The organism is Streptomyces sp. NPDC033178, assembly GCF_055577685.1.
The window spans coordinates 188,547-201,674 of record NZ_JBVIPT010000019.1 but is presented as its reverse complement, the minus strand read 5'-3'; the positions used below and the strand labels follow the sequence as shown (position 1 = coordinate 201,674).

At 70.1% G+C, this 13,128-nt stretch carries 9 protein-coding genes and 1 pseudogene; 6 read left to right on the top strand and 4 right to left on the bottom strand.

What is annotated here, in order from left to right; genetic code table 11:
- Positions 1-134 precede the first annotated feature (134 nt).
- Positions 135-332, top strand: coding sequence for a hypothetical protein (locus tag ACZ5VQ_RS38190; RefSeq protein ID WP_469108989.1), 198 nt, complete (start codon positions 135-137; stop codon positions 330-332).
- 61 nt (positions 333-393) lie between these two features.
- Positions 394-816, top strand: coding sequence for an NUDIX hydrolase (locus ACZ5VQ_RS38185; RefSeq protein WP_469108988.1), 423 nt, complete (start codon positions 394-396; stop codon positions 814-816).
- Between the two features lie 54 nt (positions 817-870).
- On the opposite strand, the gene ACZ5VQ_RS38180 is transcribed toward ACZ5VQ_RS38185, so the two are convergent.
- From ACZ5VQ_RS38180 to ACZ5VQ_RS38170, 3 genes are all read right to left on the bottom strand, one after another.
- Entirely contained in the window at positions 871-1,596 is a 726-nt protein-coding gene (locus tag ACZ5VQ_RS38180) for a hypothetical protein (RefSeq protein ID WP_469108987.1), read from the bottom strand.
- Between the two features lie 16 nt (positions 1,597-1,612).
- Positions 1,613-3,007: a hypothetical protein gene (locus ACZ5VQ_RS38175; RefSeq protein WP_469108986.1), complete on the bottom strand. Its 1,395-nt coding sequence runs from the start codon at positions 3,005-3,007 to the stop codon at positions 1,613-1,615.
- Between the two features lie 141 nt (positions 3,008-3,148).
- The gene (locus ACZ5VQ_RS38170; RefSeq protein ID WP_362081970.1) at positions 3,149-3,727 is read right to left on the bottom strand and encodes a TetR/AcrR family transcriptional regulator; all 579 of its coding nucleotides are present in this window, start codon (positions 3,725-3,727) and stop codon (positions 3,149-3,151) included.
- A 153-nt stretch (positions 3,728-3,880) separates the two neighbouring features.
- Here ACZ5VQ_RS38170 and ACZ5VQ_RS38165 point away from each other — a divergent pair.
- Positions 3,881-4,096, top strand: a pseudogene (locus tag ACZ5VQ_RS38165) (MmyB family transcriptional regulator); the annotation flags it as partial.
- 85 nt (positions 4,097-4,181) lie between these two features.
- Here the strand turns inward: ACZ5VQ_RS38165 and ACZ5VQ_RS38160 are convergent.
- The gene (locus tag ACZ5VQ_RS38160; protein WP_469108985.1) at positions 4,182-4,673 is read right to left on the bottom strand and encodes an FBP domain-containing protein; all 492 of its coding nucleotides are present in this window, start codon (positions 4,671-4,673) and stop codon (positions 4,182-4,184) included.
- Between the two features lie 71 nt (positions 4,674-4,744).
- Between ACZ5VQ_RS38160 and ACZ5VQ_RS38155 the strand changes: the two genes are divergently transcribed.
- From ACZ5VQ_RS38155 to ACZ5VQ_RS38145, 3 genes are all read left to right on the top strand, one after another.
- On the top strand, positions 4,745-5,314 hold the full coding sequence (locus ACZ5VQ_RS38155; RefSeq protein WP_469108984.1) for a TetR/AcrR family transcriptional regulator: 570 nt from the start codon (positions 4,745-4,747) through the stop codon (positions 5,312-5,314).
- A 104-nt stretch (positions 5,315-5,418) separates the two neighbouring features.
- Positions 5,419-6,597, top strand: a complete 1,179-nt coding sequence (locus tag ACZ5VQ_RS38150; protein WP_469108983.1) for a GDSL-type esterase/lipase family protein — start codon at positions 5,419-5,421, stop codon at positions 6,595-6,597.
- A 303-nt stretch (positions 6,598-6,900) separates the two neighbouring features.
- Positions 6,901-13,119, top strand: a complete 6,219-nt coding sequence (locus ACZ5VQ_RS38145; protein ID WP_469108982.1) for a DNRLRE domain-containing protein — start codon at positions 6,901-6,903, stop codon at positions 13,117-13,119.
- The last annotated feature ends 9 nt before the right edge of the window (positions 13,120-13,128 follow it).

Genomic DNA, 13,128 nt, shown 5'->3' with positions numbered 1-13,128 from the left:
TCGGCGAGTACCGAAGCGTTCCGCCCCTGGCGTTGCCGTATGGCCACGTCCGAAGCACCCGCCGCGACGCCCGCGGCCTCCGGGGACGACGCCCCGGCCACCGACCACCGCGACCGGCGGAAGCCGTCACCGCCATGGTCGACCACGTCCTCGCACTGGCCGCGACCTTCGGCTCGCTCCTCTACCGCAGGGCCCTGGGCGCGACGGTGGAGACGGCGGCCCTGATCCGGGCGGGCCGGTCCGTGGAGGGGCCCGCGCCGACGTACGGCGAGGTGCAGGCGCTCGTACGGCCCGGCTCCCAACGGCCGGACACCCTTGGGCGACCCTGGTAGCGTTGATGTTTTCGTGGGTATAGAACCCTGTGGACTCCGACCGGCGAGGGACCGAGGAACCATGGACATGGAGATCCCCGGCGACAAGCGACTGGCGGCCGCCGTCGTGATGCACGAAGGCCGTGTGCTGTTGGTGCGCCGCAGCGAGACCGAGCGGTTCCTGCCCCTGGTGTGGGGCGTTCCCTGCGGAAAGCTGGAGCCCGGCGAGAGTCCCGAGGACGGTGTGCTGCGGGAGCTCAAGGAAGAGACGGGCCTGCTCGGCGAGGTCGTCCGGAAGGTCGGCGAATCGTCGTTCGTGAGTGAGTACCAGGGGCGCGAGATCAAGAACTGGCAGGAGAACTTCCTGGTCAGGCCCCTTTCCTGGCACATCACCCTGCAGAAGCCGGATCAGGAGTACGTCTGGCTGAGTCCCGCCGAGTTGCACAACGTCGACATCGACGCGTACAACCTGGACATCGTCCTACAGGCCCTCACGGACTTCTGACCCTCACGGACTTCTGACCCTCCCGAGCTTCTGACCTTCGCGAGCGTCTGGTCTTCACGAGCTTCTGAGCAGCTCCGCCAGCGCGTCGAGTTCGGCCAGATAGTCGGCCACGTCGAGTGGCACCTTCGGCACCGACCCCGGATGCGGCCCCGCCGCCGTGAACACGTCGGTGTGCTCCCGCCGTCCGTTCCCCGTCTCCAGGAAGAGCGTCACCGTCGGCTCGGCCGTGTCGCACCATGCCCGGTGCAGGGTGTGCGCGGGAAGAGCGTAGGTGCTGCCCGCCGCGTACTCCGCGACCTGCGTGAGGTGCAGCCGGGCCGGACCCGTCGGCTCCAGCAGCCAGTCGGCCGACTCGTCCGCCAGGGACTCCCGGTAGCGGTCCGCCTCGACACTGCCGCCCTCCCGGGGCGCGTACAGCTCCATCGCCAGCCGCCCCCGCACGACGTAAGAGGCAAGCGGGGAACGGTGGTTGTGGATGTCCTCCTTGCCGACCGCCCCACGTCCCGCGTGCCACAGATGGGCGCGCAGCATGTGGTGCGGGCCGCCGTCGATGAGCAGGAGCTTGTCGAAGCCGAGGACATGGCGGTACGAGAGGCGGGCACAGCCGTCCGGGTCGCCCTCACCGGAGGCGAGTTCGGCGGTCAGCTCCAACAGGCGGTCGGGGGAGCCCAGTTCGGCGACGACCGAGCGGGTCGCCAACACCCGTTCGTGCTCGGGCAGTTCGACGTCCAGCGCCTCGGTGAGCAGCCTCCGCGCCGCCAGGACCTGCCGACCACCCATGCACGCTTCTCCTGTCTCAGCCATTCGGTTGGTATACCCATACGGCATGCGCCCGCAGCGCCGAAAGACCCTGATAGGTCATCCACATGGGGCGGCGCAGCTCGCTGGTGTCGTCGCGGACCCAGGTCCATATGCCGTCCGTCTGCCCAGCCCACACCGCGCTCACCGCGCCGTTCAGACGCTCCCGCCACTCCTTCTCAAGGCCGTCCTCGCGCGCGATGTCCCTGGCGCCGGGGGTGAGCAGGGCGCGGACGACCCAGGAGGCGGTGAAGTGCCGTACGTTCAGGACCTCGTGGCGGGTCGGGTCGTCGGTGCGGGGCCTGCGCACCTCCTCGCGGAGGTTGGCCAGATCCAGGCAGGCGTCGTGCGGGGCGTCCGGACAGGCCAGCAGCCAGCGCACGCCGTCCTCACGGGCCGCGCGGCCGTTGGCGCTCTCGCCGCCCAGCACCCGGGCCGCACGGTCCAGGGCGACCACGGCCTGTGCGGTGTGCAGCGGCGACGGCGGGCCGTGGAAGGGCGCGAGCCGGTACCCCCAGCAACGCCGGTGCTGACGACGCGGATCGGTGACCGCGCCCTCGACGAGCGCGTCCCGCAGCAGCGACAGGGCGTCCGAACCGGGCGCGGCACGCAGCAGCCCGCGCAGCACGGTCGTCACGACATGCGTCAACTCCCGCCCCGTACGGTCCATTTCATGGGTGAAGCCCGCCTCGCAGACCGCCACCTCGGCCGCCAGCCGCTCCCGCGAGGCGCCCGCCCGGGCCAGCGCGCCCAGCACGAGGGCGGTCACCTCCGGGCGGGCCTGGGAGCCCTGCGAGCGCGCCGACCAGCCGCCGTCGGGCAGCCGCAGTCGCCACAGCGTGTCCACCAGGTCGCCCGCGCCGATCCGTCCCTCGGGCATCCCGAGGTCGAGCATGATGTGCAGGCCGTACGCGGTGCCCACCGAGGTGGGCCGGCCGGGGCCGCTCTCGCCGAGGGAGTGCGCCCATCCGGTGAGCCGCCCGCGGACCGGGTCGTCGACCACGCAGACCTGTTCGGCGAGGGTGTCGTACGCGGCGGAGAAGAGCGCCGGAAGCGGTCCCGGCCCCGACATGGCCGCGGCGTTGGCCGTCAACTGCCCCGTCAGTACGGGGGAGTTGCCCGTGTCCGCGTACCGGGACCGGAGCAGCGCTGCCGACAGCCAGGCCGCGACGGCCGTCGCGAGGCCGCTCACCACGGCGATCGCGTACCGCGCGGACTCCCCGTCGATACTGTCCGGCAGTACCCCGACCAGGGACTGGAACACCGCGTAGCCGGCGGCCGCGCAGCCGAAGCCGCCCAGCCAGCGCACGATTCGCGCGGGGCGCGGGCCATGGGGCAGGTGCGGATCGGGATCAGGCCTGGACGGGCCCCGTCGGAGCTGCTGTTGGGACACTGCGCGCTCCCTCCCCCCAGGGCGGCACCCGAAACCGGCGAAGTTTCCAGTCTAAGTGGTCAGGGGGGCACCTGGGGTAGGGGCAACTCATGGGTGAAAGGCGTGTGTTCGTCGTGGCAGTTCAGGCAGTCGTCCGCGCCGCTACGGGGCGCTCGCCCTCGGCCAGTTCTCCAGCAGCACGTGGAGGGCGTCGATCGTCCGGTTCCAGGACGCGTGTACGTCACGGGGAGCGCCGAAGCCCCCGGAGGCCTCCAGGGCGCAGTAGCCGTGGAAGGTGCTCCTCAACAGGCGGACGGCGTCGGTGAGATCGGGTTCGTCGAGGCCGTACGCGCGGAGCATCCCGTAGGTGACCTCGGCGGTCCGGGCGAAGGCGGGGGAGGCGGCGACGAGGGTCTGGTCGATACGGATCTGGGTGGCCGCGTACCGCCCCGGCCGCTCCAGCGCGTACTCCCGGTAGGCGTCCGCGAAGGCGGCCAGGGCGTCCTTGCCGGCCCGTCCGGCCACCGCCGTGGAGATCCGGTCGATCATCTCGCCGCCCGCGAGGAGCGCGACCCGGGTGCGCAGGTCGTGCAGGTTCCTGACGTGCGAGTACAGGCTCGCGTCCTTCACACCGAACCGCCGGGCCAGCGCGGACAGCGTGACGCTCTCGAAGCCGACCTCGTCCGCGAGATCGGCGGCGGCCTCGACGAGCCGCTCGGCCGTGATCCCGGCACGGGCCATCAGCAACCATCTCCTAGGGGTTCAAGCCAGAAACCTGGGGATGGTAGCAAGGTGACGGATCCCGGCCTCGGGCGGCGGGCGGTCAGCCTGCCAGGTGCTTGCCGAAGACCTCGGTGAGCCTGGCGACGGCGGGGGTGACGTACTCGTCCTTGTGTTCTCCGGCTCGACGACGGCGAGCGTGCCTACCTGTTCGAACTGTCCGGCAAGGACGCCGCCCGGCCCCGCCGGCGCGCCACGCAGAAGGTCCAGCCGCAGCGGCGTCTGCTGGACGACCTGGCCACCACACCGGCGGTCGTCCTGGGCCGGCGCACGGACATCCTCGCCTGGAACCCCATGGCCGCCGCCCTGTTCACCGACTGCGACCGGCTGCGGATCCTCGCCCCATGGGCCGCGCGGTCCACCAGTCACTCCGTGGCGGACCGTTGGACGCCGGAGACCCGCCCGGACGGCTGCTTCAGGCGGTGACCTTGGCGATGAACGCGCCGAGGTTCGCGACGGTCCGCTCGATCTTCTCCTCCAGGGTGAGCGACTCGGGGAGCCGCGCACCGACGCCCGCGTCCTTCCTGCCCCGCACATACAGCGGGCAGGCGAGGTCGCTGCACATATAGGCGCCCACGGAGTTGCCCTGCTGCCCGGCCCTGCCCGCCTTGGCGGCGACCATCAGCGAGACGCCCCCGGTGTGGGTGGTCAGGCATATCGAGCACATGCTGCGCCGCGTCTGCCAGGAAGCGGCACCGGTGCCGCGCAGCGCGAGCGCCACCGGACGGCCGTCCAGCTCGGTGGCGAGGTAGGCGCGGTCGGGGGCCTGGGGGTCGCGCCAGCCGAGGAAGTCCAGCTCGTCCCAGGGCCGTTCGGCCAGGTCGCGGGGGACGGACAGACGCTTCGCCTCGCCCTTGGTGCAGTTCACGAACGCGGTACGGATCTCTTGCTCGGTCAACGGTTTCATAAGAGGCAGGCTAATTTGCCTAAAGGTGTTAGGCAAATGCATAATGGCTGTCGGCAAGAGGAAGGATGGTTATGGTTCGCGTAGGGCTGACCACGGAACGCCTGACCCGGGCGGGGGCGGAGCTGGCCGACGAGGTCGGCTTCGACCGGGTGACCGTCTCGGAGCTCGCCCGGCGGTTCGACGTCAAGGTCGCGAGTCTGTACTCGCACGTGAAGAACTCTCACGACCTCAAGACCCGGATCGCCCTGTTCGCGCTGGAGGAACTGGCCGACCGGGTCGCCGCCGCTCTCGCCGGGCGGGCCGGCAAGGACGCCCTGGCCGCCTTCGCGGACGCCTACCGCGACTACGCCCGGGAGCACCCCGGTCGCTATGACGCCGCCCGGTTCAGGCTCGACGCCGAGACGGCGGCCGCCAGCGCCGGAGTGCGGCACGCGCAGATGACGCGGGCGATCCTGCGCGGCTACGACCTGACGGAGCCGGACCAGACGCACGCGGTCCGGATGCTGGGCAGCGTCTTCCACGGCTACGTGAGCCTGGAGATGGCCGGAGGCTTCAGCCACACCGCCGTCCCCTCGCAGGAATCCTGGGCCTGGACCCTGGACTCCCTCGACACCCTGCTGCGCAACTGGACCACGCCCTGACCGGCGGGGACCGCGCCGCCGGAGGCGGCCCGCCGCGCGGCATGCCTCGGCGCCTCCGGCACCATCCCGGACCATCCGAAAATCCTGATCAACAGGTTGAGGCAATGAACACCGAACACGACTGGATCACCACACCCGTCACCGCGGACATGCTGCGCGGTTTCCTGGACCTGGAAACGACCCCGCACGGCCTGCTGCCGCATCGCCTGCCCGCCCGGGCACGGCGGCAGATCCCCGACGACCGGCTGGCCGTGGCCGAGGCGCAGCCCTCCGGCGTGCGGCTGGTCTTCCGTACCCGGGCCACCGTCGTCGAACTGGACACCCTGCCCACCAAGCGGGTCTACCGAGGCTTCCCGGCCCCGGCGGACGGCGTGTACGACCTGCTGGTCGACGGCCGCCTCGCTGGCCAGGCCACGGTGGACGGCGGCAACGTACGTACGATCGTCGACATGGTCACGCAGGCCGCCGAACTGACCGAGGGGCCCGCCGGCACCGCCCGGTTCGCCGAACTGCCCGCGCGTGACAAGGACATCGAGATCTGGCTGCCGCACACGGAGATCACCGAGTTGATCGCCCTGCGCACCGATGCTCCCGTCGAGCCGGCGCCGGACCGCGGCCGCAAGGTGTGGCTGCACCACGGCAGTTCCATCAGCCACGGCTCGAACGCCACGCACCCGACGGCCATTTGGCCGGCCCTGGCCGCAAGTCGGGGCGGGGTGGAGCTGATCAACCTGGGGTTCGGCGGCAGTGCGCTGCTCGACCCGTTCACCGCGCGTGCGATGCGGGACACCCCCGCGGACCTGATCAGCCTCAAGATCGGCATCAACGTCGTCAACGCCGACGCGATGCGCCTGCGTGCCTTCACTCCCGCGGTCCACGGCTTCCTGGACACCATCCGCGAGGGGCATCCGACCGCACCGCTGCTGGTCGTTTCCCCCGTCCTGTGCCCGGTCCAGGAGGACACCCCCGGCCCCCTCGCGCCCGAACTCGTCGGCGGGACCCTCCGGTTCAAGGCCACGGGCGATCCCGCCGAGCGTGCCGCCGGGCGCCTGACGCTCAACGTCATTCGCGACGAACTCGCCCGGATCGTCGAACAGCGGACGGCCGACGATCCGAACCTGTTCCACCTCGACGGCCGTGACCTCTACGGCGAGAAGGACCACGCCGAGTTCCCGCTGCCCGACGCGGTCCACCCCGACCCCGCGGGACACCGCCGCATCGGCGAGAACTTCGCACGGCTCGTGTTCGGCGAAGGCGGCCCCTTCGCCACCAGGACCGGCTGACCTGGTCCACCAGGACCGGCCGACCTGGGCGACCGCCCGCCGGACCCGGTCGGGGATCACTTCCGGTCACCACTCAATGGATCAAGCCAAAGATCAACCGAAGTCCGCTCGGGATCTTCACCTTTCCTTTTCAAATGTCCAAGATCAACGCTAAGTTCCCCCTTTGTTTGACGCATCCGCGTCAACGAATAGGGGAGGACAGTGAACATCCACAGATCCGGGGGCGGTCCCAGACGTACTGGGCTGATACACCCGAGCGGCAGACGCACCCTGCGCCGCGTAGCGATCGGCCTGGCGGTCGTCATGTCGACGTCCGCGCTGTACGGGGCCGAAGGGGCCCTGGCCGCCCCGCGGCAGCCCGTCGCGCCGGTCGAGAAGCCGAAGAAGCCCGCCGCCACCACGGCACCCGACCTCGCCTCCGCGCGCGTCGCGGCCCGCCTCAACGACAAGCGTGTCGAGGCCCTGTCCGAGCGCACCGAGACCTCCACGACCTGGGCCAACCCCGACGGCAGCCTGACCAGCGAACTGTCCGCCGGTCCCGTCCGCTTCCGTGACGAGGGCGACTGGCGCGATGTGGACCTGTCGCTCGTGAAGGACGCCGACGGCTCGGTCGCGCCCAAGGCGCATCCGCGAGGGCTCGAACTCGGCGAGAAGGGCGGCACGAAGCTCTCCGCGCTGGCCGACAACAGCAAGGCCGCGGCCCGCGACCTGGTCACGCTCGGCGAGGGCGACCAGCAGGTCCGGCTGCAGTGGCGGGGCGGTCTGCCCGACCCGAAGCTCGACGGCAACCGCGCGACCTACCCGAACGCGGTACCCGGCGGCGACGTGGTCGTCGAGGCGACCCGCACCGGCTTCGAGCAGTACGTCGAGGTCAGGGAACGACCTGCGGAGAAACGGTACTCCTACACGCTGCCACTGAAGGTGAAGGGCCTCAAGGTCAAGCACCTCAAGGACGGCAGCCTGCTCTTCACCGACAAGAAGAACAAGAAGCGGGCCGTGATGCCCGCTCCGGTGATGTGGGACGCCGCCGTCGACAAGCGCTCCGGCGAGCACACCCGCCAGTCCAGGGTCGGCATGAAGGTCGTCAGCACCAAGAACGGTGTCGACCTGGTCCTGACCCCGGACGCGAAGTTCCTCGCGGACCCGAAGACCACGTACCCGGTCACGGTCGACCCGTCGACCTCCTCGCTGAGCAACGTCTTCGACACCTATGTGCAGCAGGGCGAGACGGTCGACCTCTCGACGGACACCGAGCTCGACCTCGGCAACCCCGGCACCACGAACGCCGACGGCACCCCGCGCACCGCCCAGTCCTTCATCAGCTGGAACAGCACGCCGATCCAGGACGCGCTGGTCACCAACGCCAAGCTGAGCCTGTGGAACTTCCACTCGGCCAACACCGACTGCAAGGCGTACCCGTGGGAGGTCTGGGCCTCCCCGGCCGCGTCGACCTCCAGCAGGTGGTCGAACCGGCCGACGATGACCGCGAAGAAGGCATCCTCGACGGAGACCGTCGGCAACACGGCCTGTACCTCGCAGCCCGACGGCTGGATCAACGCCGACGTGACCACCCTCGTCCAGGAGTGGGCGTCCGCGAAGACCACCCGCGGCCACATGGGCCTGCGCGCCGCCGACGAGTCCGTCGTGTCGCAGTGGAAGCGGGTCAACTCCGCCAACGCGGCCGCCAATCCGCCGAAGCTGGTCGTCAACTACAACTACCGGCCGCGCACCGGCACCAAGCAGGAGGCTGGCCCGCCGTTCTTCTCCTACGGCGGCTCGTACGTCGTCAACTCGACCACGCCGACGCTGCGGGACACCTTCGTCGACGCCGACGGCGACAAGGTCAACGCCACCTTCCAGATCTTCGACAGCGCCACGGACACCCAGGCCGGTGAACTCCTGGTGTCCAAGTACGTACCGTCCGGACAGGCCGCCCAGGTGACCGTGCCCGCCGGAGTGCTGACCGACGGCAAGACGTACAAGTTCCGCACGTCGCCGTACGACGGGACGCACTTCAACACCGGCTGGTCGGCGTGGAAGACGCTCACCGTCGACACCAAGGCGCCTTCCGCCCCGACGAAGGTGGCCTCCACCGACTACCCGTCGGACAAGTGGGTCAAGGGAGCGGGCCAGGCCGGTGTCTTCACCGTCACCCCACCCGGCACCGACCACAACTGGCTGGAGTGGTCGCTCGACGGCGTGACCTGGACCAAGGTCGCCACCGGCGGCGCCACCGCGGCCAAGAACATCTCCGTCACCCCGGACCGCAACGGCACCCACACCCTCCAGGTGCGGTCCGTCGACAAGGCCGACAACAAGTCCGAGGCGATCGAGTACACCTTCCACGCCGGAGCCGGCGGCTTCGTACAGCCCGCCGACGGTGAGCGCACCGCCCGCAGGCTGCCGCTGCTCGCCGAGGCCGAGGCCGGCAAGTACGACAAGGTCTCCTTCTCCTGGCGCCGCTCCGAGGCGGACAACTGGACCGTGATCCCGGCCGCGCACGTCACCTCCGGCGGCACGGCGCTCACCGCCTGGCCGGTACCGCTGGTGAACGGCAAGAACGCCGCACTGGTCTGGAACGCCACGGAGACGGTCGACCCGGACGGCACCGTACAGCTCAAGGCCGACTTCACCGGCCCGAGTTCGGCCGCCACCAGCACCGCCCCGCTCTCCGTCGTGGTGGACAGGACCGCCGAGGGAGCGGCCGCCACCGAGATCGGTCCCGGCAGCCTGAACCTGCTCACCGGCGACTACACGCTCTCGGCGACCGACGCGTCGTTCTTCAACATGACCGTGTCCCGCACCGCCGCGTCCCGCACCCCGGGCCGGGGCGGCCAGCAGGCCGGCCAGGCGGCGATCTTCGGCAAGGAGTGGGTGTCCGGCACCGCCTTCGGGCAGACCGACGCCGACTACACGTACATACGCAGGATCTCCGACACCGCGGTCGACGTCGTCCTGGAGGACGGCGACGCCATCCACTTCACCGCGAACACCGCCAAGACAGCCTGGATCGCGGAACCGGGCGCGGAGGACCTGACCCTCGCCGGCAGCGTCAGCGACAGCTTCACGCTGACCGACTCCGAGGGCACGGCGACCAAGTTCACCAAGCCCACCGGCTCGACGACCTGGCAGGCAACCAGCTCGCTCATCGACGGTCTGTCGAACTCCACCACCACGGTCGTCCCCGAGACGGTGAGCGGCACCGGCCTCTCGCGTCCGCAGCGCGTCATCGCGCCGACCTCCGCGGTCAGCGCCGCCACCTGCACCACGGCGCCCGAGACCAAGGGCTGCCGCTCCCTGCAGTTCGTGTACGCCACCTCGACCACCGCCACGGACAGCGCCTTCGGCGACTTCACCGGCCAGGTCAAGGAGATCCGGCTGTGGTCCACGGCTCCGGGCGCGGCCACCGCGACCTCCAAGTCCGTGCAGATGTACCTGTACGACGGCAGCGGACGCCTGCGCCAGGCCTGGCACCCGCAGATCAGCCCGTCCCTGAAGACCGAGTACGCCTACGACTCGGCCGGCCGCGTCACCAAGTACACCTCGCCCGGTGAACTCCCCTGGACGCTCACCTACGGCAAGGCCGGAACCGCCGCCACCGCGGGCGACGGCATGCTCCTGAAGGCCACCAGGCCGGGGCTGAAGCAGGGCACGAAGGACGTCACCGAGGGCGAGGCCGCCACGAGCGTCGTCTACGGGGTGCCGCTCACCGGCACCACGGCGCCCCACAAGATGGGCGCCTCGGACGTGAAGGCGTGGGGCCAGCTCAGCGGCCCCACCGACGCGACAGCGGTGTTCCCCGCGGACTCCGTCCCGACGTCCAACGTCGGCAGCTCCCTCGCGGCGACCGAGTACAAGCGGGCCGACATCCACTACCTCGGTGTCTCGGGCCGCGAGATCAACTCCGCCGTACCCGGCGGGCACATCTCCATGACCGAGTACGACCGCTTCGGCAACACGGTCCGCACCCTGAGCCCCGCCAACCGGGCGCTCGCCCTGGGGACGACCGCGGCCCAGAAGGCGACCCTGACCGATCTCGGCATCATCGACCGGGCCGCCTCCGAACGCGCCGAGTGGCTCTCCTCCGTGTCGCTGTTCGACGCGAAGGGCACCCGGGAACTGGAGGAGTTCGGACCGCTGCGCCGGGTCGACCTGACCGAGGACCTCAAGGACGGATCCACCGTCCTGGTCGAGGCCGGCACCTCGGTGCCCGCCCGGTCCTGGTCCGTGTACGAGTACGACGGCGGCCGCCCCACGGACGGCACGGCGTCGGTCCGGGACCAGGTGACCATGGAGATCAAGGGCGCCCGGGTCCGCGACTACTACTCCGTCATGGGGGAGAAGCGGGTCACCGAGACCCAGTACGACTGGGCCAAGGGCCTGCCCAAGCTGACCATCCGTGACTCCGGCGGTCTCAACCTGAAGACCACCACCGGATACGACGCCCAGGGCCGGGTCACCGACCTGGTCCCGCCGGGCGGCACCGGCAACGACGCCGCCAGCACCGTCACCGACTACTGGGACGCGGACGGCACCGGCATGTGCAAGGGCCGTCCCGAATGGGCCGACCAGGTCTGCTGGACCGGACCTGCCGGAGCCATCACCGGAGGCGGCACCCAGCCCGCCCGGGTACCCGACAGCACCACCGAGTACGACTACTGGGGCAACCCCGCCAAGGTCGTCGAGACCGGGAACGGCGCGTCCCGCACCACCACGACGACCTACGACGCGGCCGGCCGCAAGACCAAGGCCGCCGTCACGGGCACCGTCGGCACGGCGATCCCGGAGATCACCACCACGTACGACCCGGCCAACGGCCAGATCGCCACGACCACGTCGTCGACCGCGGGCACGATCACCAAGGAGTACGACAAGCTGGGCCGCCAGACGTCCTACACGGACGCCGACGGCGGGAAGACCACCACGGAGTACGACCTCCTCGACCGCCAGGTCAAGGTCTCCGACACCGCACCCTCCACCGTGACGTACACCTACGACCACACCGCGGAACCCCGCGGAATGGCCACCGGTACGACCGACTCGGTCGCGGGCACGTTCTCGGCCACCTACGACGCGGACGGCTCGGTCGACTCGGAGAAGATGCCCGGCGGTTACACGCTGGACGTCACCGAGGACACCACCGGCGCGGTGACGGCACGGTCGTACACACGCACCAGTGACGGCACCCCCGTCTACGCGGACACCGTCAGCGAGTCCGTGCACGGCCAGGCCACCCGCCACTCCGGCTGGTCCGGCCAGACGTACCGGTACGACAAGGTCGGACGCCTGTCCACGGTCGACGACACCATCGGCCAGGCGTGCACCCGCCGGACCTACGTCTTCGACGAGCGCAGCAACCGCAAGTCCCTGACCACCGCGGCCTCGGACGCCGGCGCGGCCTGCCCCACCACCGGAGGAACCACCCAGAGCCACACCTACGACAGCGCGGACCGGATCACCGACTCCGGCCACACCTACGACGCCCTCGGCCGCACCACCGCCCTGCCGGGCACCACGGCCGAGTACTACACCAACGACCTGGTCCGCACGCTCACTTCGGGCGGCAAGCGCCAGACGTGGCAGCTCGACTCGTCGCTGCGCTTCAGGAGCTGGACGTCCGAGACGGGCAGTGGAAGCACCTGGACGCAGACCGACTCCAAGCTCAACCACTACGGCAACGACACCGACAACCCCCGCTGGATCGTGGAGGACACGGCGAGCGGCGCCCTGAGCCGGAACGTCTCCTCGGCATCGGGCGACTTCGCCGCCACCACCGCCAAGAGCGGCTCGACCGTGCTGCAACTCAGCTCGGTGCACGGCGACATCGCCCTGCAGCTGCCGCTCGACACCAGTGTCGCTCCCACGGCCTTCGACGCGGACGAATACGGAATTCCGCGCGACGGCCAGGAACCGGCCCGTTACGGCTGGCTCGGCGCCGAACAGCGGTCCGCGGAAACACCTTCCGGAATCACCCTCATGGGATCGCGTCTCTACAACGCGGAATCCGGCAGATTCCTCTCGCGCGACCCGGTTCCGGGCGGTAATGCCAACGCGTACGAGTACTGCTCGGGTGATCCGGTCAACTGCTACGATCTGAGCGGCAATTACGCCATCGGCGGTCTGCTTCCCGAAGCCGCTATCTGCGCACTCTTCATCCTGTGGTGCGCGGACATGATCTACGTCACCCACTGGGCACTCAAAGAGGCGAAGCGCGCCTACAAGAACGGCCCGAAGCAGAACGCGTACCGGCATTGCATCTGGCAGGCCCTGCTCACCTGGGCCGTGGGATCGAATTTGGCCAAGTCTCTCGGCTGGGCCCACGAAAAGGCCGCGGGCAGTTCCGCCGCCGCCAAACGCGATTCCAAGGCCGACAAATACAACAACACCGTCGGAAGGAAGATCGGTGGCCAGATCACGGCCTGGACGTACGGCGGGGCGAAGAAGGCCGCCTGCAACCGTTGCAAGAAGGCCGTGAAGAACCACAAACTGAAGTCCAACGCAAAGGGCAAGAACTGGGTGTGATCCACCCAC